26 protein-coding genes and 1 pseudogene are annotated in these 25,432 nt (G+C 41.6%); 17 read left to right on the top strand and 10 right to left on the bottom strand.

From position 1 onward, the window contains the following. Positions 1-11 precede the first annotated feature (11 nt). The 4 genes from ACM0OP_RS06870 to ACM0OP_RS06855 form a co-directional block, all read right to left on the bottom strand. The gene (locus ACM0OP_RS06870) at positions 12-938 is read right to left on the bottom strand and encodes a cytochrome c oxidase subunit II (protein ID WP_414527653.1); all 927 of its coding nucleotides are present in this window, start codon (positions 936-938) and stop codon (positions 12-14) included. Positions 939-995: 57 nt separating this feature from the next. Beyond that, a complete protein-coding gene (locus ACM0OP_RS06865; RefSeq protein WP_414527652.1) occupies positions 996-1,601 on the bottom strand; it encodes a DUF2231 domain-containing protein in 606 nt (201 codons plus the stop codon). Further along, positions 1,598-2,098: a DUF2231 domain-containing protein gene (locus ACM0OP_RS06860; protein WP_414527651.1), complete on the bottom strand. Its 501-nt coding sequence runs from the start codon at positions 2,096-2,098 to the stop codon at positions 1,598-1,600. The genes ACM0OP_RS06865 and ACM0OP_RS06860 overlap by 4 nt, the downstream gene beginning before the upstream one ends. Before the next feature lie 1,185 nt (positions 2,099-3,283). After that, complete coding sequence (locus tag ACM0OP_RS06855; protein ID WP_414527650.1) at positions 3,284-3,469, bottom strand: RNA-binding S4 domain-containing protein; 186 nt, start codon at positions 3,467-3,469, stop codon at positions 3,284-3,286. A gap of 116 nt (positions 3,470-3,585) precedes the next feature. Between ACM0OP_RS06855 and ACM0OP_RS06850 the strand changes: the two genes are divergently transcribed. Continuing rightward, positions 3,586-4,368, top strand: coding sequence for an ABC transporter permease (locus ACM0OP_RS06850; protein ID WP_414527649.1), 783 nt, complete (start codon positions 3,586-3,588; stop codon positions 4,366-4,368). Between the two features lie 157 nt (positions 4,369-4,525). Here ACM0OP_RS06850 and ACM0OP_RS06845 read toward each other — a convergent pair whose 3' ends face one another. Further along, positions 4,526-5,164 carry a Uma2 family endonuclease gene (locus ACM0OP_RS06845; protein ID WP_414527648.1) on the bottom strand — a complete coding sequence of 213 codons (639 nt, stop codon included), beginning with the start codon at positions 5,162-5,164 and terminating at the stop codon, positions 4,526-4,528. Between the two features lie 143 nt (positions 5,165-5,307). Here ACM0OP_RS06845 and ACM0OP_RS06840 point away from each other — a divergent pair, with 143 nt between their 5' ends. The 4 genes from ACM0OP_RS06840 to ACM0OP_RS06825 all read left to right on the top strand — a co-directional run bounded on the left by ACM0OP_RS06840 (position 5,308) and on the right by ACM0OP_RS06825 (position 8,081). Further along, positions 5,308-6,036, top strand: a complete 729-nt coding sequence (locus ACM0OP_RS06840; RefSeq protein ID WP_414527647.1) for a pyridoxine 5'-phosphate synthase — start codon at positions 5,308-5,310, stop codon at positions 6,034-6,036. Positions 6,037-6,144: 108 nt separating this feature from the next. Next, positions 6,145-6,927 (top strand): ester cyclase, encoded by a 783-nt coding sequence (locus ACM0OP_RS06835; protein WP_414527646.1) that lies wholly within the window; start codon positions 6,145-6,147, stop codon positions 6,925-6,927. Positions 6,928-7,007: 80 nt separating this feature from the next. Continuing rightward, positions 7,008-7,337 carry an MgPME-cyclase complex family protein gene (locus ACM0OP_RS06830; protein ID WP_414527645.1) on the top strand — a complete coding sequence of 110 codons (330 nt, stop codon included), beginning with the start codon at positions 7,008-7,010 and terminating at the stop codon, positions 7,335-7,337. 87 nt (positions 7,338-7,424) lie between these two features. Further along, positions 7,425-8,081 (top strand): hypothetical protein, encoded by a 657-nt coding sequence (locus ACM0OP_RS06825; RefSeq protein ID WP_414527644.1) that lies wholly within the window; start codon positions 7,425-7,427, stop codon positions 8,079-8,081. 1 nt (position 8,082) lies between these two features. On the opposite strand, the gene ACM0OP_RS06820 is transcribed toward ACM0OP_RS06825, so the two are convergent. From ACM0OP_RS06820 to folD, 3 genes are all read right to left on the bottom strand, one after another. After that, on the bottom strand, positions 8,083-8,538 hold the full coding sequence (locus ACM0OP_RS06820) for a divergent PAP2 family protein (protein WP_414527643.1): 456 nt from the start codon (positions 8,536-8,538) through the stop codon (positions 8,083-8,085). Between the two features lie 215 nt (positions 8,539-8,753). Further along, complete coding sequence (gene crtE, locus ACM0OP_RS06815) at positions 8,754-9,683, bottom strand: geranylgeranyl diphosphate synthase CrtE (RefSeq protein WP_414527642.1); 930 nt, start codon at positions 9,681-9,683, stop codon at positions 8,754-8,756. Positions 9,684-9,803: 120 nt separating this feature from the next. Further along, entirely contained in the window at positions 9,804-10,679 is an 876-nt protein-coding gene (folD, locus tag ACM0OP_RS06810) for a bifunctional methylenetetrahydrofolate dehydrogenase/methenyltetrahydrofolate cyclohydrolase FolD (RefSeq protein ID WP_414527641.1), read from the bottom strand. 227 nt (positions 10,680-10,906) lie between these two features. Here folD and ACM0OP_RS06805 point away from each other — a divergent pair, with 227 nt between their 5' ends. From ACM0OP_RS06805 to ACM0OP_RS06795, 3 genes are all read left to right on the top strand, one after another. Beyond that, entirely contained in the window at positions 10,907-11,341 is a 435-nt protein-coding gene (locus ACM0OP_RS06805; protein WP_462362460.1) for a hypothetical protein, read from the top strand. A gap of 31 nt (positions 11,342-11,372) precedes the next feature. Then, positions 11,373-11,798, top strand: a complete 426-nt coding sequence (locus ACM0OP_RS06800) for an NUDIX hydrolase (RefSeq protein ID WP_414527640.1) — start codon at positions 11,373-11,375, stop codon at positions 11,796-11,798. A gap of 259 nt (positions 11,799-12,057) precedes the next feature. After that, positions 12,058-12,381 carry a DUF1825 family protein gene (locus ACM0OP_RS06795; RefSeq protein ID WP_414527639.1) on the top strand — a complete coding sequence of 108 codons (324 nt, stop codon included), beginning with the start codon at positions 12,058-12,060 and terminating at the stop codon, positions 12,379-12,381. A 266-nt stretch (positions 12,382-12,647) separates the two neighbouring features. On the opposite strand, the gene ACM0OP_RS06790 is transcribed toward ACM0OP_RS06795, so the two are convergent. Beyond that, complete coding sequence (locus ACM0OP_RS06790; protein ID WP_462362459.1) at positions 12,648-14,570, bottom strand: transglycosylase domain-containing protein; 1,923 nt, start codon at positions 14,568-14,570, stop codon at positions 12,648-12,650. Between the two features lie 161 nt (positions 14,571-14,731). Here ACM0OP_RS06790 and tyrS point away from each other — a divergent pair, with 161 nt between their 5' ends. The 4 genes from tyrS to ACM0OP_RS06770 all read left to right on the top strand — a co-directional run bounded on the left by tyrS (position 14,732) and on the right by ACM0OP_RS06770 (position 17,879). Next, complete coding sequence (gene tyrS / locus ACM0OP_RS06785; RefSeq protein ID WP_414527637.1) at positions 14,732-15,931, top strand: tyrosine--tRNA ligase; 1,200 nt, start codon at positions 14,732-14,734, stop codon at positions 15,929-15,931. A gap of 13 nt (positions 15,932-15,944) precedes the next feature. Then, positions 15,945-16,661 (top strand): orotidine-5'-phosphate decarboxylase, encoded by a 717-nt coding sequence (gene pyrF, locus ACM0OP_RS06780; RefSeq protein ID WP_414527636.1) that lies wholly within the window; start codon positions 15,945-15,947, stop codon positions 16,659-16,661. After that, a complete protein-coding gene (locus tag ACM0OP_RS06775) occupies positions 16,658-17,242 on the top strand; it encodes a hypothetical protein (RefSeq protein WP_414527635.1) in 585 nt (194 codons plus the stop codon). The genes pyrF and ACM0OP_RS06775 overlap by 4 nt, the downstream gene beginning before the upstream one ends. Before the next feature lie 61 nt (positions 17,243-17,303). Continuing rightward, positions 17,304-17,879, top strand: a complete 576-nt coding sequence (locus ACM0OP_RS06770; protein ID WP_414527634.1) for a Uma2 family endonuclease — start codon at positions 17,304-17,306, stop codon at positions 17,877-17,879. Positions 17,880-17,909: 30 nt separating this feature from the next. On the opposite strand, the gene ACM0OP_RS06765 is transcribed toward ACM0OP_RS06770, so the two are convergent. Further along, a complete protein-coding gene (locus ACM0OP_RS06765; protein WP_414527633.1) occupies positions 17,910-18,596 on the bottom strand; it encodes a uracil-DNA glycosylase in 687 nt (228 codons plus the stop codon). Between ACM0OP_RS06765 and ACM0OP_RS06760 the strand changes: the two genes are divergently transcribed. The 5 genes and pseudogenes from ACM0OP_RS06760 to ACM0OP_RS06740 form a co-directional block, all read left to right on the top strand. Further along, on the top strand, positions 18,579-18,839 hold the full coding sequence (locus ACM0OP_RS06760; protein WP_414527632.1) for a hypothetical protein: 261 nt from the start codon (positions 18,579-18,581) through the stop codon (positions 18,837-18,839). The genes ACM0OP_RS06765 and ACM0OP_RS06760 overlap by 18 nt on opposite strands. 75 nt (positions 18,840-18,914) lie before the next feature. After that, a complete protein-coding gene (locus ACM0OP_RS06755; RefSeq protein ID WP_414527631.1) occupies positions 18,915-20,483 on the top strand; it encodes a CPBP family intramembrane glutamic endopeptidase in 1,569 nt (522 codons plus the stop codon). 895 nt (positions 20,484-21,378) lie between these two features. After that, complete coding sequence (locus ACM0OP_RS06750; RefSeq protein ID WP_414527629.1) at positions 21,379-21,654, top strand: TM2 domain-containing protein; 276 nt, start codon at positions 21,379-21,381, stop codon at positions 21,652-21,654. 348 nt (positions 21,655-22,002) lie between these two features. Next, the gene (locus ACM0OP_RS06745) at positions 22,003-24,417 is read left to right on the top strand and encodes a heavy metal translocating P-type ATPase (RefSeq protein WP_414527628.1); all 2,415 of its coding nucleotides are present in this window, start codon (positions 22,003-22,005) and stop codon (positions 24,415-24,417) included. A gap of 575 nt (positions 24,418-24,992) precedes the next feature. After that, positions 24,993-25,379 (top strand): annotated as a pseudogene (locus ACM0OP_RS06740) (FHA domain-containing protein); the annotation flags it as partial. Positions 25,380-25,432: the final 53 nt, after the last annotated feature.

Here is a 25,432-nt window from a genome sequence, read left to right as displayed (position 1 = left end):
TGAGTTTCCTTTTAACCAGGGTAATTGACTAGAGGAGATGCCGCAGGTGCTACAGTAGTCCAACCATTTTTAACTGATTGACTGGAGGCGCGGGCATACTCAGATGCGGCTTGATTGTGGGCTGCTGTTGGTCTTTGACTGGCAGCTACTGATAGCCATTGATGGTAATCTTCGGGAGATTCTACGATCACATTGGCTTGCATTGTGGCAAAGTATGTACCGCTATATTGTGAGTCGGTTAAGCGATACTTTCCTTCACGGATGGGGGTAAATTCAAAGTCGATGGTGTGGTTGGGAATAATATCCTGTTTGAGGCGGAATGCAGGAATATAGAACCCATGCAGCACGTCTTCTGATTTTAGGGCTAAACGTACCCGGCGATCGCTTGGTAAATGCAGTTCTGTACTGGTAACATTTTTTTCAGGATAATGGAACACCCAAGCCCATTGTTTAGCCAAGACATCAATTTCTTCTAGCGGTTCAGCTACAGCCATTGTGGGTTCATCTGTTGGGGCTGCATAAGCCGATTCCATACCCACAGGATTATGCAAATGTACAAGTTCCATCGGCCCTTGAATGCCCATTTCCTCATACACTTGGTAGCTATAGCTAGCAATCCACAACACCAACATAATTGGGATAGCTGTCCAGACAACCTCTAAAGTAACATTACCCTCAATGTGGGGACCATCACTTAAATCCCACTTTTCCGCCCGATGGAAAATGATGGAATAGATCAAAGTCGTAGTTACGCCCAAAAATATGAACGCACCTAGTGTCACTAAAAAGCTAATCAAATCATCGATTAACCGTGATTCTGCTGCTGCTTGGGGGGGAAGCCAGCTATAAGCCTGCTGTCCTATCCAGAAACTGATGAGAGTCACTATGAGTGCAGCCACAAACACGGTCAAAATATTGAAAATCTTCCGAATTTCCATAATTGTTAGTCATTAATTGTTAGTCACGAGTCATTACTAGAAAATGACCAACATTGCTTACTTCAACATTGTGTTCAGGTCTTCACCCAAGCGCAGTAAGCTATCTGCTGTATTATGTACTCCAAATTCAGCGGCCATTTGCGCCCCTAGTGTGCCGTGGATGTACATAATAAACATCACTGTTATACCTGCGGCCAGATAACTCCACTGCACTTGTTCGTCTCGGTTTTGACTCCAAATGAAACGCTGCCATCCTCTCCAAATGGTCATGCCAAAAATTAGCCCCAGCAAGAATACACCACCGATACCATGCCACAGCATTGTTTCCATTGCCGGCATTCCCCAAGCACTTTTGAGATCAGCTGATGGTGTTGCTAGCAGCATTTCATAAAAGCCCGCCGCTACAGTGAAAATAGTAAAGATAGTGGAACCGATCATGTTGTACCAACCGACATCAAAGAAGTTAGCCGGTTGTACAGGAATGGCTAAAGATGAGAAAATCCACTTTTGCAAGGGGAAAACTTTACCCAAAACATCAAAAGTAATCCCAATGATAAATAGTCCCAATGTCAAATGTACTAAGTTGGGATGAATGGGAATGGAGTATGGTAATCCATTTGCACCTAATTGTGCGCTTACTTGATCAATCAGTTCAGAATTCATGGCAAGATACCTTCCTTGACTGCTTCAACAACTGGCACTGTGTGCAGTCCATATACCCAAACCAGTTGATCTCCGAGATATACTTGCACACCAACAATAGCTATTAAACACAACCCCGCCAACATATAAGGAATCGGCAATTTCTCCGGGTTACGATTACGAATTACATAGCGCCATGCTGTAATTGAGGCGATAATTCCAGACAGTGACCAACCAATCAATGTATGTACATTCAAAACTGATTTGGCTACAGCATAAGGTTGTGCTAAACCTGCTTCAAATTGACCAAAAATGATGGCAACGAAAATCGCTACTGTTGCCACAAACATATTCCACCAACTCACCTCAAACAGATGAGACTTACCAGTAAAATAACCTATGACATCACAGATAAATGCAAACAACACCATCGCAATTACGAAGTGGACAACGATGGGGTGCATTGTATCTGGATACGGCAAATTGTGGTCATTTAAAGATGTCAGATACTCAAGCATTGTGTTCTCCTGGACATATCTATTGCACCTCATTTGTCAATATTGACAGTACACCACTATAATTATTTACCCTTGACCGGAGTTTATATAGCTACGCCACGCAGGATGTCAGATACACGCAGCGAAATCCAGTCAATGTCAATATATATATAGTCCTGCATCTCTACTGTGGTAACAACGCGATGCAGTTACTATTTATCATCAATGATTAATTTCAATTCATTTGTTCATGCCGATCATCTACAACAGCAATTTTTAATTTATCTAACAAAAAAGCTGTATTTTGTTTGATTTGTGTCACCTATATTTTAGTTTAAAGATTTTTTTACTAATTGTCAAAGAAATATAATAGTATCAAAAGGCTTATATATTCCCAAACAAAGGTTTAATAATGTACAGGCAGCGACATTTTACAATTATTAATTTGTCATCAACTACACAAACTAATATGGTATTGATGAATATCACCCATCTCATACAAATTTGCTAAATAATAAATATGTCGGTTGGTGATTTCAGATAATTTCATGGTTTTATATCTGTTAATAATTCCATGATAAATGCTCTAAATTGTCTCACAAGCACTGAAAAATAAAGCTGATTTTTAAAGTTTAAATGGGCATCTTAATATCTATAATTATCAATGATTTGAGGAAATTGATAATAAATAGTATACACCTGGAAATAAAAGCTATTTGTGGCAATCAAAGCCACTCTTAATAAGATGATTGGAAGCCAGAAAATAGAATTGAATATTTAGTATTATGATAACTAATACCAATTATTTGTGAGGCTGCATATTATTTCGACCCCACCCCTAACCCCTCCCCGCAAGCGAGGAGGGGAACTAGATTTCTGGTTAAATAATATTTATGCATCTTTATATTAAATTGGTATATAGCAGTTCCCATGCTGGTGAGGTACAAAGTTTTTTAGTTTTAGGGAACAGGGAACAGGGAATAAATTGGTGTGTACTTCATTAGACTGGGAAAGGCTATAAGTAAGTTAACGTTACTCACTTACTCAAAAAAGTTCAGGGATGCGTTATTAATTGACCGATTGTGAAACAGCAAGATCGTAACAAATAAGAACGAAACGGACTGTGTTCCTCTAGTCGCCTATCGCTGAAGCAAACAACCTCAGCGACATCTGTTACATATATTTTTGAATTGGTATAATTTGCTCCTAGTCTAAATTAAACTCTAAGGTTTTTCCTTCTACTGTTACTTTGTCACCTAATACTAATTTTCGTCCTCGTCGGGTTTCAACTATGCCATTGACTTTTACAGCACCATCAATAATCATTAGTTTGGCTTGTCCTCCAGTTGAGGTGATACCCATAAACTTTAAAAATTGGTCGAGTTTAATCATTTAATCTGAAGAATTTACGCTGGATAATAATTTTATTTTAGGTTGAATAGTTGTGAATACGGCCAATATGGCTAATGATTAGCTATGCTTTCAATATATTGGGTTCAGGGTGCAGAATGACCAGATATTGGCAAGTGTTAAGACTTTTTTGGACTACTGCGATCGCAGCTGAGATGGAGTATCGCCTCAATTTTCTCATAGCTACCCTCAGTAGTGTGGGTAATCTCGCAGGTAGTCTATTCGGATTATTCTTATTCTACCGTACTGGTTACACCTTTACGGGCTGGTCATGGGACGCAGCTTTGTTGGTTTTGGGAATTTTCACATTGCTACAAGGCTTTTCCGCTACCTTTCTCGCCCCAAACCTGAATCGCATTGTTCGCCATGTCCAAGAAGGGACATTAGATTTCGTCCTCCTCAAACCTATCCGCAGTCAGTTTTGGCTTTCTACTCACACACTGTCACCTTGGGGAGTCCCAGATTTAATTTTTGGTAGTGTAATTATTGGCTATGCAGGTAAACGCCTAGATTTAGGCATTAATAGTTACGTCGTCAGTGCGATACCTTTACTATTTGGCTTGGTAATTCTTTATAGCTTGTGGTTTATGCTAGGTGCAACTAGCATTTGGTTTGTCAAAATATATAATGCTACCGAAGTTTTACGAGGTTTGTTAGAAGCTGGCAGATATCCTATGGTGGCTTATCCAACTGCTTACCGCTTTTTCTTCACCTTTGTAGTCCCTGTGGCATTTTTAACAACTATACCAGCAGAAGCGATGCTGGGTCGGGGTCAAATTAACTGGTTTATAGGTGCTGGTGTGTTAGCGATAGTGTTATTTTGGGTTTCTAATGCCTTTTGGCGGTTTGCTTTGCGCTTTTATACTAGCGCATCGAGTTAGGGCAAGCTAAAGTATAGCAATTCCCATTTACGTGAGGTACAAGCAGTAATAATTAAACGCAGATGGACGCGGATAAACGCGGATAATTTTGTAATTTAGTCCTTAATTCAGGAATAAAGTCACAACGACTTATTTATTATGTGTCAGTTAACAATAATTATAAATTATTTTTTATCCAAGTTCTAAAATTACGCATAGCTTGACTTCTCCCAATAGTTAAACACTGTTGAACATATTCATTAATTAATTCCACAATGGGGATATTAGGAAAATTAGGGCTAGATGGCACTTTGATATATTTTCCTTCCTGTAGCACAGAAATTTCTAAACCGTGTTTTGTATATCGCCACAGTTCTGGAACTCCCAAAATCTCATAATTCTCAAATCGAGTCCGGGAAGTAATATCAATTTCAATTGCTAAATCTGGTGGTGGATCTACAGTTAAATCAAGACGATTTTTACCAATTACAGCAGCTTGATTTTGAATATAAAAACAAGTATCTGGTTCCACTGCTTGGCGCATTTGTTCGTTTTTTAGTGTAGTGGAACCAAAAGGCTCAAAATCAATTTGGAGGTAGTCTAATAAAATTCTTACCAACTCCCCAACAATTTCTTTATCCTTTTCGTGTTCAGGTAAAGGAACCATAATTTCTAACCAACCATCACTATAAGAAATACGTGCAGCCCGTTTTTCTCCCATTTCTGCCAAAATATTCTCTAACTGCTGCCAACTAATATCTTGTAGCAACATTTCTTGTCCTGGTTTGACGATAATCTGTTGTAGTTCTAAGAGCATATTGCCTCAGATAGTGGGTGTAGATATTATTTTAAATGCTGCTTGGGGATTTAGGCGATCGCTCAACCATAATCCTCTGGCTTAAATAGCGTTAAAATCCGTTAAAATCAAGACTTAGGGATTATTGACAGGGAGATACAAGGGTGCCTACACTAGGTGTTAATATTGACCACATCGCCACTATTCGCCAAGCCCGACGGACAGTGGAACCGGACCCCGTAGCGGCGGCGGTACTGGCAGAATTAGCGGGTGCAGATGGTATTACCGTGCATTTGCGAGAAGACCGACGACATATCCAAGACAGAGATGTGTTATTGTTGCGGCAGACAGTGCGATCGCATCTCAACTTAGAAATGGCCGCTACAGACGAAATGCTAGCGATCGCCCTCGATATTAAACCCGATTACGTCACCTTAGTCCCCGAAAAGCGGGAAGAAGTCACCACAGAAGGTGGATTAGATATCGTCGGACAAATTGCTAGAATAGGTGAGATAGTCGATAAGTTGCAAAGCGCTGGTATTCCAGTTAGTTTATTTATTGATGCACAACCTGCACAAATTGCAGCATCTGTCAAGGTAAAAGCACAATTTATTGAACTGCACACAGGGCAGTATGCCGAGGCTAAAGACGAAAAAAATCGCCAGCAAGAACTAGCCATATTAGCTCAAGGGTGTGAACAAGCAATCAAAGCCGGCTTACGCGTCAACGCTGGTCACGGACTCACCTACTGGAACGTTTATCCTGTAGCTGCACTACCAGGAATGGAAGAACTGAACATTGGTCATACCATTATCAGTCGCGCCGCATTAGTAGGAATAGAAAGAGCCGTCCGCGAAATGAAACAAGCAATTACAGTGAACAGTAAACAGTAATCAAAATTTTCTAGTCTGATAACTGATAACTGACACCTGATAACTGAAAAAGAGGGGTTGTAACTGCGAAATCCGGAAATTTGGAGTTAAATCTTTCAGAAAAACGCTATGACCTCAACAGACTCTAACAGCCTACCTCTTTGGGTACAACACAGAGATAAAGTACTAGAACAGAGTACCGACATCGAATGGCGCTATGGCAAATTTCCTGACTACACCCGTTCCAACGAAAACATCGCCAAAGAAAGCACTCGCAATCATCCCGCAGGTTCACTAGAAGCCATAGTCCAAAACTTGGTGAGAACCTTCGATGTGGAAGCGAACTTTAAAACCAACCCCCAACAGTGGATATCGGTTGTCAACGAAAAGTTTCGTATGAGTACCAATGGAGGTCCGAGCTACACAGTATCAGATTTAGTCGAGTCAGGAACCTACAAACTCCTAATTGGTAACACCAAACACTACAAAGCTGCTGAAGAAAACTTTGAAACATCCACAAACCTCTTCCACACAGCCTTCCCCGAAGGATTTACCTGGGAAGTCCTAGAAGTGTTCTCAGCCCCACCCACAGTTGCCTTTAAATGGCGGCATTGGGGACATTTTAAAGGTGCATACAAAGACTACGCACCCACAGGAGAAACTATAGAAGTTATCGGTATGAGTATTGCTCGTGTTACCGATGACTTGAAAATCCTGTCCCTAGAACACTATTATGACAACACCAAGTTCTTAGACAAGCTGACAGCAAGCGTCAAACAAGAAACTGGTGGAACCAAGCAGAAAGCAACAAATTTTTGGAGTTTTTTCCAGCAATTGTGGCATTGGCAAGGAAAACCAAACACCGAAGAAGCCAAAACCAGTGCTTGTCCCTTTAGTGCTTTCATGAGGTAATTACGGTTTAATTATTTTTTAGGGGTACAGTGCTGCATACTGTACCCTGAAATTATTCAATAGGAACCAAAGGTTAAAAAATGCAAACATATTATTACGTTTTGGCTAGTCAACAATTCCTGATAAGCGAAGAACCCACATCAGAAGTGCTGAAAGAACGCACTCGTTACTACCATGAACAGGAAAAAGAAATTGATTTTTGGTTAGTCAAGCAGCCAGCTTTTTTAGAATCACCGGAAATGGCAGAGGTAAAGGCGAAGTGTCCTAAACCAGCCGCAGCTATTATTTCTACCAATGCTCAATTTATTACCTGGCTAAAACTACGGTTAGAGTATGTGATTACAGGAGAATTTCAAGCACCTTCTCAGACAATATCCGATCCCTTAGCATCCTTAAGCTCAGTGTCTTAAAATCCTAGTTTGTAGTAAGCACTTTAGTCCTTACTGCAAACTCTGTAAAAACCTTTCCTCAAAATATTAGAACCAAAAATTCAGTTTATGTTGACTAACTTCCTACATAAATTTAATACTTTATCTAGTGCATTAGCACTGACAGCATCTGGGTTGATAAGTAGTATGACTTCTGTCACAGCCCAACAAAATCTTCCCACTTGTCAACCTCCCCGTCCTGGGGAATATCTGTTGCTGGTGGTTAGTCCTACGGTAAATAGTCAACAACAGCTACGGAGTGCTTTACCTAACGAAATTCCCGCCACAACTTGCCAATATCTCTCTGATACAGTCACGCGAATAGGCGGGTTTAACTCCACAGACCATGCGAATCGTTGGGCGACATATATCAATAATATCGTCGGCTTATCTGCCATTATCACTACACAACCTAACGTAGCCAATGTCACACAACCGCCAAATTCACCCCAAACAGTTAGCTTTAATCCCCAACTATTAGGAAATGGTTATGCTGTATTGGTAGATTACTTTAATAAACCAGAACTGGTAAATAACGTACAACAAGTAGTGGGAGGAAACATCGGATTTGCTGCCTACGGAGAACGCCCATATTTATTGGCAGTTTATACTGGAAACCAACAAGAAGCATACAGAACTCTGCAACAACTCACCGAACGTGGCTTTTTTGCGGTGCTAGTAGATAGCAGTCAAGTCATGTTACTGCGTTCTTCTGTGAGTTTATGAGTTAGTAAGCAGACCTAGCTAACCAATAAATGGTGATACCCAGGGCTGAACCAACTATCACTTGTACTGGTGTATGTCCTAGTAATTCTTTGAGCCTGTCTTGACTAAAGTCTGGTTTGTCATCAAATAATTCATCAATCATTTGATTGAGAATCCGTGCTTGTTTACCAGCAGCTTGACGAACACCGGCGGCATCATACATGACGATGATGGCAAAGACTGTAGCCAAAGCAAAGTCAGGGGATGCCCAACCCAAACTTTCTCCTACACCAGCTGCCAAGGCTGTCACCAAAGCTGAATGGGCGCTGGGCATACCGCCAGTGGTTACTAAAACACGTACATTCAGCTTACGATGTTTGACCAGATCAAATACGAGCTTCAATGCTTGAGCAATCAAACAAGCTACCAGAGCAACCAGCAGTACCTGGTTATCTAAAATGTGGCCTATGTCCTGCATGGTGTTTTGGTTCGGTTAGTAAATTTAGCAGCAATTATTTTCTGGAAAAAGGTTTTAACTAGTACAGCACGGAGTAAATGAGCCTACCTATAGCAACCACCAAGGACGTTAGGACGTTAGAACAAAAACAGATAATGAAACCCTGACAATTAGGGATTCCCCAGCTGTTCCCTGTTCCCGGCTATTATCATTTTTTTGACTTCCGCCCTGGGTTACTAGTGATTGCGGCTGGTGATATAGTGAGCCAGGGCTTGGAGTGGCTGTGCCAATTTACCAAATGTTGCCAATTCCTCACAGGCTGATTCTACAAGTTCTTGTGCTTTGATGCGTGATTCTTCTAGACCCCACAGACTGGGATAGGTAACTTTTTTAGCTATCAGGTCTTTACCAGCAGTTTTACCTAATTGCTCTTGGGTGGATGTGATATCCAGAATATCATCTATGATCTGAAATGCTAGACCGATGTTTTGAGAGTAGCGACTAAGTTTTTTGACATCCTCAGAAGATGCTCCGCCGACAATACCGCCACAGACAACACAGGCTTCTAAGAGGGCAGCTGTTTTATGATTGTGAATAAAATTCAGGGTTTCTAGAGAAATATCAGATTTGCCTTCTGAGTCTAAATCAACTACCTGTCCACCTACTAAGCCGGCTGCACCTAATGCTTTGCCAAGACGGGCAATTACTTGTAAAACTCTATCTCTAGAGACGGTTTCGGGGGTTTGAGTGGCCACAAATTCAAAGGCGTAAGCTAACAAACCGTCACCAGCTAAAATAGCGATGTCGTCACCATAAACTTTGTGATTTGTCAACTTTCCCCGGCGATAATCATCATTATCCATTGCGGGTAGGTCGTCGTGAATTAATGACATGGTATGAATCATTTCCATAGCACAAGCTGTGGGCATGGCCATCTCAATTGTGCCGCCGATCATTTCACAGGCAGCTAGGGAAAGAATGGGGCGTAATCGCTTACCTCCAGCTAAGAGTGAGTAGCGCATGGATTCATAAATCTTTTCTGGATAAATCACGGGAATAGCTTTATCCAGGGCGGTTTCACAAAGTGTTTGCCGCTCTTTAAGATAGGATTTCAGGTTAAAGGTGGTTTCCTCTGTCATTTTCTGGAGGTTATCAGCTGCGACCATTCTTAAATTCCTTAAATTTTGGGCTGTTGGCTGTTTGTGTTATGGGTAACAATTTTCAGCTGCTGTGGTGTGGAAAAGGTGGTTAGTTGGGGTGAGAATTTCAAAATTGAGATTTCATCACTAGTTAACCTTTTTCAAATAACTGGCAACTGTATTTTGCAACAACATGGCAACAGTCATGGGACCAACTCCACCAGGAACTGGGGTGATATATTCAGCTACTTTAGTGGTTGATTCCCAGTCTACATCGCCAACTAAGCGGCTTTTGCCACTGGTATCTGTGACACGATTCATCCCCACATCTACCACGACAGCACCGGGTTTGACCATTTCGCCAGTAATTAATCCTGGACGACCTACAGCAGCAATGATCATATCAGCATTTTTGGTGATTTTAGCTAGGTCATGCGATCGCGAGTGAGCAATAGTTACTGTTGCATCAGCTTCTAATAGCATCAATGCCATAGGTTTACCTACTAAAATACTGCGTCCCACCACTACAACTTGTTTACCCTGTAAAGAAAGTTCATATTCTTGCAGTAGCCGCATCACACCAGCTGGGGTACAACTGCGTAAACCTGCTTCTCCCCGCACTAGTCGCCCTAAGTTGACTGGATGTAGTCCATCAGCATCTTTGTCTGGCTCTATTGTATTCAGCAGGGCGACGGCATCCAAGTGGTCAGGTAGAGGTAACTGCACGAGAATACCATCTACACATTCATCTTGGTTGAGTGCCGCAATTACTGCTTCTAGTTCCCCTTGGGTTGTGGCGGTGGGAAAATGTTTGCCGAAAGAGGCAATACCAACTTTAGCGCAAGCTCTTTCTTTATTGCGTACATAAGCAGCTGATGCTGGGTTGTCGCCTACCATTAGTACAGCTAATCCAGGCGATCGCCCAATTTTAGCTTGTGTTTCCGTCACAATAGCTGAAAGTTCTTGATGAATTTTTTCAGCTAAGGCTTTACCATCGAGAAGTTGAGCAGTTTTTATTTCCATTAGAATCCCCACAAGACTCGCCTTTAGTCTCTATTTCAGTCTTTGGTAGCAGAGTCAACCATCACAATTGATGATTCAGGCGTTGCTGCTTCATGCCGTAGCGTCTTTATATGCACAAGACTATACTCATATTGTTTATCTTCTCAGATTAACTGCCTGATCTGAACAGTAAGAGCTAAAAGAATCATCGCCATCATCCCCAAAATTTACTTATTAGAACTGAGTTAATGCTAACAACCTCAAATTTGCATATCTTCAGAATTTTTCCCACCTCCCTGAGTCGTGGTATTAGTATGATTCCCTACAGCCTGGGGATTAGTTTATTACTTCTCCCAAGTATTTCTGGTTGTAGTTCTTTGACAACATCCAACTTCCAAGTTGGTAACATCACCATTGGTAGCAACGTCACCTTGATTCAGGAAATTAAACCAGATACAGATCAGCAGACTACTGTTTACATCCAAGGAAAGGTAGAGAAGCAAGTGCCTTTACTTGAGCAATGGGCATATCACATTAATGATTCCACGGGTAAAATTTGGGTGATTACTGATCAACCTAATCTGAAAGAGGGGGAACAAGTGGTAATTAGGGGTAAAGTCCGTTACAAGAGTATTCCCTTGGCTGATCAAGAGTTTGGAGAAGTGTACATAGAGGAAAGTTAAGATTTTGGGTAGAAATTAGCGGTAAAAATTCATGACTGATCAACCTGTTCATGTAGCGATCGCAATTCTTTACCAAGAAGATAAATTTCTCATGCAACTGCGAGATAATATCCCTGGGATTCTCTACCCTGGTTACTGGGGGTTATTCGGTGGACATTTAGAAACTGGTGAAACACCAGAGATCGCAGTCCACAGAGAAGTTCAAGAAGAAATCGGCTATACTCTAACAGAATTTTTTCAATTCGCTTGTTACGCAGATGATACAGTGGTTCGTCATGTATTTCATGCCCCCCTCCTAGTGGAATTAAATCAACTCAACTTAAATGAAGGCTGGGATATGGGATTATTAACATCTGAAGATATTCGCCAAGGTAAATGTTATTCCCCCATCGCCAATGAAATCAGACCTTTAGGCGCTATACATCAAACAATTATCCTGGATTTTATGAATCATTAATTATTCGTGATCAGACAGTTACATAGCACTACCCATAAACGTTAGAACATAAACTGATCATAAAAGTTAGACACCGAAAGACTTTTTCCCCAGTCCCCAGTCCCCAGTCCCCAGTCCCCACAGTCAAGTGTTGAAATTCCGGTAAAAAACCGTACTTTAACCGAAACTTCTTCTCTGGATGGATTCCCTAGACTAAAATAGTGATAGAGGCAAAAATATTAAGCTGCTGAGTCTAAATACTCAGTTGAATATAAGCAAAATGGGATTCTTTGACTCTGATATAGTTCAACAAGAAGCAAAACAGCTCTTTGAAGATTATCAAGCCCTGATCAATCTTGGCAACAACTACGGCAAGTTTGACCGTGAGGGCAAAAAGCTGTTTATCGACCAAATGGAAAGCATGATGGACCGATATCGCGTCTTTATGAAGCGATTCGAGCTATCAGAGGATTTCATGGCACAAATGACCGTACAGCAACTCAAAACTCAGCTAGGTCAATTTGGGGTAACTCCGCAACAGATGTTTGAGCAAATGCACCTGACTCTACAGCGCATGAAAACCGAACTAGAACAACAAAAATAGTGAAATTTCATCTATCAGGGATTCTGGATTAACTAACCATCCACAATCCCTATTTAATTATTGCTTGCGGAAAAAGTCTTCTAGTGGGGGTAGGGAACAGGGAACAGTTTCAGCTATCTATGTATCCTCAATTTCCCGTATCCGACAAGAAAAAATGCAAGTATTTTGAGACACTATAAGCCAAAACCTTGCACTTTTTTGTGATAAAAATCCGCCAAAGCCTTATTAATAAAGGGTTTTATCTTTATTCAACAAGACCTAATTATTTATGATTTGGGGCGCTGAAACTGAGAAGGTGGCTTAAAGTTCTCGGAAGGTACACCCCTAAGCGCTTGCTGCATAAAATCTCTCCAAATAGGAGCCACCATACCACCACCAGTTGCACCTCTAGATAATGGTTGGTTATCGTCTCTACCTACCCAGACAGCAGTTGTTAACTGGGGGACAGTACCGACATACCAAATATCCCTTTCAGATGAAGTTGTTCCTGTCTTACCAGCACTGGGGCGGCCTATATCCGCAGCTTTACCAGTCCCTGCACTTACTACTGAACGCATCACATCAATAGTGGCTGCTGATGCCCATTGATCCAGCACTAACTGGGGTTTGGGTGTATTATCTAACAAAATATTACCACTACTATCAGTGACACGAGCCATCACTGTTGTTGGTGATTGCCAACCATAATTAGCAAAGGTAGCATAAGCACTAGTTAGTTCTAGAGGTGTCATACCTATAGCTCCCAATGGCAAAGAAGTTACAGGAGCCATTGGACTTCTAATTCCCAAAGTGCGTGACACTTCTACGACTTTATTCATCCCTATATCCATACCTAGTCTAATCACGGGAATATTCCGAGATTGGGCTAGGGCGGATCGGATTGTTATTGCTCCTTGAAAGCTACTATCGTAGTTCTTGGGACTATACCAACCGCTACCATCTCGGTAACGTACTGGTGTATCTTGAACTATGCTATCTGGTGAATACTTCCCAGTCGCAAAAGCAGCATAATATACTAAAGGTTTAAAAGCAGACCCTGGTTGACGCTGAGCTTGAGTCGCACGATTAAATTCGCTAGACCGGGAGTCTATACCGCCTACCAGTGCTTTGACAAAATGGGTGCGAGGATCGATAGCCACTAGAGCAATTTGATTACCACGCAACCCCTGACGACTTAAATTGCCACTCCACCTACTAACAGTTCTTTCTGCCATTAGTTGGAAGTCAGTATCAATAGTGGTTTGTACACGCATTCCACCCTTAATTAGTGCGTCGCGGCCAAATTTCTGGACTAATTCTTGAGATACGGCATTTGTGACATAAGGTAAGGCGCTACCTTGAAAAGACCTGATCCTCCCAAATTTTAGTTCTTGGTTGAGAGCGTTATCATATTCTTGCTTACTTATCCATTCCAATTCCAGCATCCGCCCCAAAACTTCCCTTTGTTTGCGTTTTGCCAGTTCCATATTGATAAAGGGGCTGAAACCTTCTGGTGCTTGAATTAAACCAGCCATCATAGCTGACTCAGCCAAGGTTAAGATTTCTGCTGATTTGTCAAAGTAGGTGCGGGCTGCGGTTTGGACACCATAGTTATTGTGACCCCAATAAACTTGATTGAGGTACATTTCCAAAATTTGCTCTTTGCCGAGGATTTGCTCTAACCTAATTGCCAGTACTCCTTCAGCTAATTTGCGAGTATAGGCACGTTTTTGAGATAAAAATAAATTTTTCACCAATTGCATGGTGATGGTTGAACCACCTTCTCGCACACTTCCTGCGGCCAAGTTAGTGATTAAAGCCCGGCCAATACCACTGGGGTTGATCCCATGATGATCATAGAAATGACTATCTTCACTGGCTAGGACTGCTCTTTTTAGATGAGGGGAAATTCTATCTAAGGCCATCACTTCCCGGTTAGCTTCGCCGTGGAGACTGGCTAGAAGTTTGCCATTAATGTCATAAATATAGGTTGTTTCCGAGGGAAAAAAGTTACGCAGCTGTCTGACATCTGGCAAGTTGCGGAAACTAATAGCCAGACCTACTAAGCCTCCGGCTACAATAGAGCTTGCGAGCATGGTGATTGAAAGTATAGTACCGCCAGTTATTTGGCCTACTCCTTTCAAAAAGTCAAATCCTGACGAAGCCTGACGCTGTGGTTGTTTGTTTGTAATAGTCCTAGAAGACGACACGGGGTTCTCACTTCCTCATTTGTAAATATAACTGTAATTCATGCAATGAAGTTTGGCGGTTAATTGTTTGCAATTATATTAATTCGGTAAATTAAAGTACGGATAAATTGCCTGTGAATGTCACCAACCTCACTTCTATAGTAAATAGTGAATCTCTGAATATGACGCAAAATTTTTCTTGGCTACATCGGGGAATAGTAGAAATTTTTCCCCAACCTATGGATGCAGATAGTGAAAGTGAAAGTTTAGAGAAGCGCTTGCTGACTACGGACAGACCTTTAAGGATCAAGTTGGGAATTGACCCCACAGGTTCAGATATTCATCTTGGTCATAGCATACCAGTACGGAAACTGCGAGCGTTTCAAGATGCTGGCCATACGGCTGTGCTGATTATTGGTGATTTTACGGCTCGGATTGGCGATCCTACAGGTAAATCTGAGGTGCGCCGTCAGCTAACGGAGGCTGATGTGGTACACAATGCCCAAACTTATCTTGATCAAGTCCGCCCTATTTTAGATTTTGACACACCAGGACGGTTGGAGGTGCGTTATAACTCGGAATGGCTTGCGGGGCTGAATTTAGGCAAGATTCTGGAGTTACTCTCTACGATGACTGTGAGCCAGATGTTGGCTAAGGAGGGTTTTGCTGAACGTTATAAAAAGGAGAATCCAATTTTTATTCATGAGTTCCTATATCCGTTGATGCAAGGTTATGATTCTGTGGCTGTTGAGGCTGATGTGGAATTGGGGGGAACTGATCAAAAGTTTAACATTGCTGTGGGGCGAGATTTACAGCGACATTTTGGACAAAAGCCCCAATTTGGCTTGTTGTTACCGATTTTAATTGGTACGGATGGTGTACAGAAAATGTCTAAGTCTCTAGGTAATTATGTGGGTTTATCGGAACACCCGGCGCAAAAATATCAGAAGTTACAAGGTGTTCCCGATAATTTGCTTTCTCAGTATTTTGAATTACTAACGGATTTACCTTTGGAAAAATTGCCAGAAAATCCCCGCGATCGCCAAATGCTTTTAGCTTATGAAGTTGTCCGCCAATACAACGGTGAAGTGGCTGCTAATGAGGCTAAGGAGGCGGCTAAAAGCGGTGGTAAGGAAGGGGCGGTTCCAGAATTTTCCCTGGGGGAATTGTCAGAGTTTCCTGTAAAGTTGGCTTATTTACTGAATGTCAGTGGTTTGTGCAAAAGTACAGGGGAAGGTAAGCGGAAGATTCAAGAGGGTGGTGTGCGTTTAGATGGCGATCGCATCACCGATGTTGATACTATTTTTACACAGCCTAGTGAATTAAACGGGCGGGTACTGCAAGTAGGGAAAAATAAATTTGTCCGACTTTTAAATAATTAATAACTAACGACCAATGACTAATGACCAAATCATTGTCCCTTTGGATGTACCAGATTTAGAAAGTGCGATCGCCCTCATAGATAAATTACCCCAAGTCAATTTCTGGAAAGTAGGATTAGAACTATTCACCAGTTCTGGCCCCACAATTCTGGAAACTTTGAAATCTCGGCAAAAGCGGATTTTCTTAGATTTAAAATTTCACGATATCCCCAATACTGTAGCGGGAGCTTGTCGGAGTGCGGTGCGTTACGGAGTGGATTTACTCACCATTCACGCCACTGCGGGTAAAGATGCTTTAAAAGCAGCAACGGAAGCAGTACAGGAAGGAGCCGCACAAGCTGGTGTGAAACCACCCCAATTAATTGCTATTACCGTACTCACAAGTATTTCCTCCCGCCAGTTAGCGTTTGATTTAAAAGTCCCTTTGGAATTACCAGAGTATGCTTTGGAAATGGCACTGATGGCACAGGAATCTGGGTTAAATGGGGCTGTTTGTTCCCCCCAGGAAGTCGCACAGTTACGCCAAACCTGTGAAAATGACTTTTTGCTAGTTTGTCCAGGTGTCCGCCCCTCTTGGGCAGATAAAGGTGATCAAAAGCGATCGCTCACCCCCGCCCAAGCTATTCAAGCAGGTGCAGATTACCTCGTCATTGGTCGTCCCATCACAGCTGCGGCTCAACCTGAGTTAGCCTGGAATCAGATTGTTGAAGAATTAAACACAGTGAAATGAAAGTGAAAGTCAAAAGCAAAAATTATCTTTCATGGCTAATCGCTTTTGGCTTTTCCTTAACAGCCAACATCTCGTTGTCACTAAATCACCCAGCAACAGCTACCAATCACCTAAATTCTGTTTGCTCTGCACAAAGTTTAGAAAACTTAACACCTCAGCTATTGCATGATTTACCAAGTTATGCAAACCGTGCCACACAACGCGCCCGCCGTCGTAGTCGCAGTAGTGCGATTTACAGCTATATGCTGGTAGCAGGAAAACCGGAATTTGTACCCCTACCCCTGAACACAGAGGGGCAAAAAAGCACCACAGCAGGAGTAGAACAGGTTTTTTTTACAACCTTAGAACGGCAATATATAGGTGGTAAAGCCCTAGAATCGCAGCAATTTCACTGGGCATTATTCACAGAAAGTAACACTGGCTGGCGTTTAGTAATGATGTTTACCCAAATTGGTGGTTATCCCCAAGAACAAGTAACATCACCCCCTAGAGACAGTAGCAACGGCGTTGTTGCTCAAGCCATTAAAACCTGGTTGCGAGATTGTCGGGCGGACAGTGTGCGGATATCTCACAAAATTTAAAATACTCCATTGCTGGGCTAACTGAAAGCAAGTCTAAAAGCATCACAGGGGTTAAAAAATTATGATAGCTATTCCTCAACCACCCTCAAAAATGTCCGTTCAGGAATATCTGGAATGGGAACCCCAACAAGATATTCGCTATGAATACGTCAACGGCAAAATTTTTGCCATGACAGGCGGGACAATTCCTCATAATGATATTGCTCTTAATCTTTATACTGCTTTACGCCCTCATCTCCGCTCTCAAGGTTGTCGAGTAAATGTGTCAGACGTGAAAGTGCAAGTCACTCCCAACAGTCCTTATTACTATCCTGATATTATTGTCAGTTGTCATCCTGAAGACCTAAAAGCCCAGAAATTTATTCAATATCCTGGGATAATTGTTGAGGTTCTTTCCCCAGGAACTAGCGCCAGAGATAGAGGTGAAAAATTATCTGATTATTTGAAAATGCCAACTTTACAGGAGTATCTCTTAATTGACTCGGAAAAAATTGCTGTTGAGCGTTACTCACGAGGAGAGGGTAGAATGTGGCTTTATTATCCTTACATACCAGGAGACATAATTACTCTATCAAGTATTGATTTTGAGTGTCCTATTGAACTCCTTTATGAAAATGTTGTATTTGCAAGTGAATAACTTGGTGTAATCTGTGGCTGTACAACAGGGTTAATTCTCGTTATTAATGCTAATTTCATCTAATTTTGCACGCACTGCTTGAATATCTTGCCACATTAACCATTTCGGCTTACCAACTTCTTTAGAAGGATTCCGCAGTAAATATGAAGGGTGAAAAATCGGCATACACAAACGCCCCTCCCACTGTAGCCACTGACCGCGAATTTTGGTAATTCCCCGCTTATCGCCAGTGATACCTTTGACCGCAGTTGCACCTGTGAGTAAGATTATTTTCGGGTCAACTAGGCGAATTTGTTCTAGTAAGTAGGGTATGCAAGCCGCCATTTCATCAGGGTTGGGGGTGCGGTTTTCTGGTGGACGACATTTATTAATATTGGCAATATATACATCCTGTTCGGTACTCAAATTCACAGATGCTAAGATTTTTTCTAATAACTGTCCTGACCTTCCCACAAATGGTAAGCCGGTTTCATCTTCATTTTGACCGGGTGCTTCTCCTATAACCATGATTGGTGCTTGGAGATGTCCACGCCCCACTACAGCATGAGTCCGATTTTCTGCTAAACCACAACGGTGGCACTGATTACAATCCTGTGTCAACTCGCTGATATTGTTGTAAGTTCCCGGTGGAATGGGAATTTTGGCGTTTGTGGGAATTAAATTTCGTGGTTGGGATGGTAACTCATCGAAAAGGTTAAGTTGGATTTCGCTGCTCATGAAAACTGGGATTGGGGACTGGGGACTGGGGATTGGGGATTGGGGATTGGGGACTGGGGATTGGGGATTGGGGACTGGGAATTAGGTATTGGGGATTGGGTATTGGGTACTAGGAACTTTTCCCCCCTGCTCCGCTACCTCTTGGTTCTCAATTACTTGGTGATCGCCATAGCCCCAGATTGCGCTCTAGCTTACCATTGTATCGATTACAGTAGCGATGGCTTACGTCCTGATTTAACATAGTGATCCACTTTCGGCCTTTTCTTGCGATAATTGCGAAAGGGTAGGCTTGCCGTGTGACTTGTTCAAGGGGAATAGATGACGATTAAGCGGTTATTTTTATTTTTTATTCTCACACCGATAGCAGTTTTGTTGTCACTTTCATCTTTATTTGGTAGTTTGCAGGAACCACAGTTCCAAAGTCGTCTAGAACTGTACCAAACTAATATTGCTCTTCAAGCACAAGTTTGGCAGCCAAAAGGCAGTAATGACGAGAATTTCTCAGCTATCAAAGCCGCTATTTTGGGAGAAAATCCCTTAGAAAGTGCGCTCAAGCAATATCAGCAGGTGCGTGAGTCTGTTGTTAGCAATTTAGACAAGGCTCAAAAAGAACTGACTCAATCTGAGGTTATTCCCACAACGGCTCAACCTTTACCAACGAAAGTTTCAGAAACGCAGCCTGTTAATGAAGCGAAACAGAAAAATTTACAGCAGTCTCTCCAGCAACTAAAAAAACTCAAGGCTGACTTGGACTTACGTTTAGGAATTTTACAAGCACAGCAAGGAAATATTGATACAGCTCTTCAGACTTGGGCAGAATTACAACAAAGTTTGACAGTTAATCCGGAATTTAGCGCAACGGCGGCTGTGTTGATTGGAATATGGAGCGATCCCCCGCAACTTTTACCCAACGCCCAAGAGCTGATTAATCAAAATTTAGACGGTTGGTTCCGCTCTACTGATTTAAGTAGACTTTACCAACTCCAGCAACGACAAGCAGCTTTATCCACAATTCAAGCAGAACAGCAAGAAGCCGCTACCCAGGCCGTAGTGAAATTAGCCTTCATCGCTACAATTCCCACAGTGACAGCATTAATTGGTCTGATATTACTAGTTGTATTAACTGGTCAGCTTTTGCTGAAAGGAAAAGAGGCTATATTGGCGCAAAATGCTAATTTACCTTGGTCAACGCCTTGGGATGCAGAAACTATTTTACAAGTTTTTGTTGTGGGCTTTTTCTTTATGGGGCAAATTTTTGTACCTTTGTTGGTGTCGATGTTACCGATCCCCCGCCCTATTGTTAATGTCCGCTTCCAGGCTTTGTCTGTTTTAGTTAGTTATATGATGGTGGCTTCCGGTGCGCTGTTAGTGCTTTATTTATCTGTGAAACGCTTTTTTCCTTTACCAGAAAATTGGTTTCGTTTCCGGTTGCGCGATCGCTGGTTTTTGTGGGGATTCGGTGGTTATTGCGCTGCTTTACCAATAGTGGTGGTAGTATCGTTAATTAATCAACAATTATGGCAGGGTCAGGGTGGTAGTAATCCTCTGTTACAATTGGCGCTGGAAAGTCAAGATACTACTGCTTTGGTGATATTTTTTGTGACAGCTGCGATCGCAGCTCCGATTTTTGAAGAAGTGCTGTTTCGCGGATTTTTATTACCTTCTCTGACTCGTTATGTACCTGTTTGGGGGTCAATTGTTCTGAGTAGTTTGTTGTTTGCGATCGCTCACCTGAGTTTTTCCGAAATTCTACCTTTAACAGCATTAGGCATAGTTTTAGGAGTAGTTTACACGCGATCGCGCAATCTCTTAGCTCCCATGCTGCTCCATAGTCTTTGGAATAGTGGTACTTTGCTCAGTCTATTTATTTTGGGTAGTGGTAATTAATCAAACGTGATCACACGGTTGCGGTTCTCAAAAGTATTTGCTTTCATTGCATATATAAGCATTTTACATTTGCAATTCTACGCAGTTTGACTGAAGTTCTGCAACACTTGTCTAATTGTATGAAATTTGTTTCTCCATAATTGAGTCAACGCATCTACAAATAATACAGTTAATTTCAAAAGTGTTCTGATCAGAAGCAAAAACTCTGAAATGAGAAAGTATCAGGGTAAGTAAAAACTATAAATTAGTTGAAAATTTGTACACAGAGGAACACAAGTTTTCTGATTCCAGTGCAGAACATCATCAACAGCACAATATTACCCCAATAAGGAAAGCTTGTTCTACAAGTTTTCTCTTTAATTATCATACTCAATGGCAATTTCCAATTATATATAACTGGGGAGTGGGGTAAAAGTCTTTCGGTGTCTAACTTTTATGATCAGTTTATGTTCTAACGTGTATGCGTAGTGCTATCAGGCACATCGTAGCCCCTTGACCACTTGCGCGGTTTGGTTCTTGTAACTCATAACACCGGGAAGTGCTGTACAAATAGGTTTTAAACTTTTATAGGACAGAACAGACTTGAAACTAACTGTTTGCTTCCTAATTTTCTGGACGGTTTCTATATTTCCTTACTATTTCTTAGCCTAATCAAGTACAAAACTATCTGCGTTTATCTGCGTCCATCTGCGTTTAATTATTACCGCTTGTACCTCACTTTCATGGGAATTGCTATATTTCTAATTTCCCATAGGGTATAGGAACCGCAAAAATATAAAATGACTCCTATATTTCTCGCAAAAAATTAAAAGTACATTTACTAAATAAATATATTTAATAGTTTTTATATTGACTAAAATCGAATTTATGCATCAATTTTCCAGGAGAAAATAATATGTCTAATCTCAATTCCACGCAACCGATGAAACAACTACTTGCCGGTTACTGCGGCATTATTTTCGGAGGTTTAGGAGTGCATAAATTTGTCTTGGGATATGCACCAGAAGGCTGCATAATGCTTGTTATAGCTGTAATAGGTGGTTTTTTTACCTACGGCGTTAGTTTATTAATTATGCAACTTATCGGTTTAATTGAAGGCATGATCTACTTAAACAAAACTCCTGAAGAATTTGTGAATAAGTATTTTATCAATAAACAAGGATGGTTCTAAAAAACCTCAGTTTATCTGTGATTAATTATTTCTATCCCACATTCCGCACAACTTATGCTAACAATTAAACGTAAATACCTCTCTGGGATGATGTTTTTGCTGGTAGGTATGTGCTATTTCACTATCATGTCTAGTTTAGACATTCACTATTACGGGAAAAGTCTGCTGGCAATTCTACCGTTACAGGTGATATCTCTGATATACATGACGTATAAGAAAAAAGCTGAAACCCAGTAAGTATATTGCTTGAATAGCAATCCCTGCACATTTAAGCTGGGAAGTGTCAAGCTAAAATAAGAGACGCTTTGATGGAAGCGTTGATGTTTTGTAGCCAACCCCACACTTGCCATGCAACTTGCCCCAAAAACAAGGCTTACTCCAGAACCAACCCCAACTGTAGAGAAAATTCTTCTAGATGTTGGGGGGATGAAATGTGCTGGATGCGTTAGCGCTGTAGAGCGACAGCTTACCCAATATCCAGGAGTAAAAAGCGCCTGTGTTAATCTGGCGACAGAAATCGCAGTGGTGGAAATAGAAACAGGGGATACCCCACCAAATGCAGATGCGATCGCCCAGAAATTGACATCAGCTGGATTTCCCTCTCAACCCCGTCAAGGAAGGGAAAAAGTCGGGGGAGAATCGACTCTACCAGATCCAGAAGCACGAAAGCGCCAAGAAATGCGGGCTTCATTTCAGCAGTTAATTATTGCTGGGGTACTGCTGGTATTGTCTGGAATTGGACACTTCGGCAGCATGGGAAGCCCAATTTTATCAATATTGAGTAATATCTGGTTTCACTGTGGATTGGCAACAGTGGCAATACTGATTCCTGGTCGCCCCATTTTAGTAGATGGTTGGCGGGGATGGCGGCGCAATGCTCCCAATATGAATACCCTAGTGGGATTAGGCACGTTAACAGCTTACACTGCTAGTTTAATAGCACTATTATTCCCCCAAATGGGTTGGGAATGCTTTTTTGATGAACCAGTAATGATGCTGGGTTTTATCCTCTTAGGTAGGACTTTAGAAAAACAAGCCAGAGGGCGCGCCTCAGCAGCTTTTAAAGAATTGCTCTCACTCCAACCACAAATAGCCCGATTGATTCCTCACCCAGATCCAGAAAAGTTAGGTTTGGGATCAAATATTGTGGAGATACCGGCGGAAAATGTGCGGGTTGGTGAATGTTTACAAGTGCTACCAGGAGATAAAATTCCTGTTGATGGTGAGGTGCGGTTTGGTCAAACCACTGTGAATGAGTCAATGCTGACTGGAGAATCTGTCCCAGTCATTAAGCAACCGGGGGATACTGTCACCGCCGGCACACTTAACCAGTCGGGTGCGATCGCTATAGTTGCAACTCGGACTGGTAGTGATACTACTTTGGCGCACATTGTCAGTTTAGTAGAAGCCGCCCAAACCCGTAAAGCCCCTGTACAGAAATTAGCTGATACGGTTGCAGGTTACTTTACTTATGGTGTGTTGACTGCTGCTATATTGACTTTTGTTTTTTGGTACTTTTTAGGAACTCACATTTGGCCTGATATCACTGCTTCTGCTGGTATGGAAATGACCAGCCACTCGATGACAGAGGGAATGAATCACGTTTCTACCAGTTCCCCCATGCTTACCAGTTTAAAATTAGCGATCGCCGTCATGGTTGTGGCTTGTCCTTGTGCTTTGGGACTGGCGACACCAACTGCAATTTTGGTAGGAACCGCCATCGGTGCTGAACGGGGTCTATTAATCAAAGGTGGCGATGTCTTAGAAAAAGTACACCAGTTAAATACAGTTATCTTTGATAAAACTGGTACTTTGACCACAGGTAATCCTACTGTCACCGATTGTCTAACCTTTGGGGAATGGCAACATCATCAGTCTTACTCTCTCCTACAATTAGCAGCAGCTGTAGAAAGTGGTACTTTTCACCCCCTAGCTAAAGCCATTCTGCAAGCGGCTCAAGAGCAAAATTTATCAATTCCTGATGCTGTGGATTTTCACACAGAACCCGGTTTCGGTGTATCTGCCATTGTTGATGGCGTTTCTGTGCTTTTGGGTAATGGGAATTGGTTGAGTCAGCATGGAATTTCTGTCAGTGATTCTGTAGAAAAAATTGCTGATCAACTGGCAGAAAATGGCAAAACTGTGGTTGCTGTGGCAGTTGGGGGAAATTTAGCCGGACTCATTGCCGTTCAAGATACTGTGAGAAATGATGCCGCAGCAACAGTGCAGAAGTTACGTGATATGGGTTTACGGGTAATGTTGCTCAGTGGTGACAGATTAGAAGCAGCTCAGGCGATAGCGAAGGAATTAGGAATAGATAGCAGTGATGCGATCGCCGGTGTAATTCCTAGTCAAAAAGCGGCTGTAATTGAAGAATTACAAGGGAAATCTGCCTCTAAAGTCGCAATGGTTGGCGATGGGATTAATGATGCTCCAGCTTTATCACAAGCAGATGTGGGAATTGCTCTATATTCCGGCACAGATGTGGCTATGGAAACTGCCGAAATTGTTTTGATGCGCGATCGCTTAAATGATGTAGTGGCATCAATACAACTCAGTCGTGCTACCTTCAACAAAATTCGCCAAAATTTATTCTGGGCATTTGCATACAACACCATCGGTATTCCTTTAGCCGCAGGTCTATTATTACCCCAATTCGGTTTTCTCCTCAGTCCTTCTGGAGCAGCTGCATTAATGGCTTTTAGTTCTGTAAGTGTTGTTACCAACTCAATTTTATTACGGAGAATGTCTCATCGTTTGTAATTAAACTAAATCCGTCGCATAACTTAATCAAGCCTCAATAACAACCGTGGCTTTACTTTAGTGAGTATGTCAAAAATATGTTGTTAAAATGTTGTTTTTTACGGATTTCAGGTTATACTTAAGTATCGATACTTAAGTATCATAAAAGCCTGTTACTCTTGTTCATAAAGTAATCGCAAAATTATTTAAAACACCATTCCTCAACATGGCAAAAAAATAGCATTTTCGCGTCTGCTCAATTAGAAGCTGATCAATTTTTGCTTCAGTAAAAACCATCAATGCCATCAAGGGAAATGCTCAAATAATTGTTTGTGAATCATAACTAACGATCAATTACAAATAACGACCCTCTCTGATCATCTCACCTAAGCTAACGCCCCTTAAGTTTATTTATTGCCCTTTCTGTGGTGGAGTTTTTCATAATTATTTGACCCCACCCGAATCTAAATCTGGGTGAGAGTACACAGAAACTTTAATGAAGCTATGCAGTTTTTAACCCTTACTTAGTATCCGCCGAGAATATTCCTCATTAGTTCGGGGAAGTAGTCAAGTCAATCCTATTACAGAATATTATTATGAATTTGACTATCACTGATGTGAAAAATAATGTATCAATGGCAACCAAAACTGATGAAAGCCACTTACTGATTATTGAAGATGATCAAGGTCGCAAAGAATTTATTTTGGAACAAACCATTTACTCTGTTGGCAGAGGTAAGGAATGTAATATTCGTGTAGCGTCTCAGTTTGTTTCCCGTCGTCATGCCACATTAGTGAGAATGCAAAAAAACAATCGAGATTATAGTGATAACGGCTACTATTACAGAATAGTAGATGGTGATGCCACAGGAAAACCCAGTGCTAACGGTCTGGTGATTAATGGACGCAACTTGTCAGTTCATAATCTCAAAAATGAAGATGAGATTGTTCTTGGCCCACGGGTACGTGCGATTTATTATCTCTAGGAGTTACGCATTGACAGAATAACAAAATAGTGAATTGATAAATATAGGTC

Source organism: Nodularia chucula CCY0103, assembly GCF_963923915.1.
In the GTDB taxonomy this organism is placed as follows: domain Bacteria; phylum Cyanobacteriota; class Cyanobacteriia; order Cyanobacteriales; family Nostocaceae; genus Nodularia; species Nodularia chucula.
The sequence above is the reverse complement of the archived record's forward strand: the minus strand, read 5'-3'. Positions and strand labels throughout refer to the sequence as shown.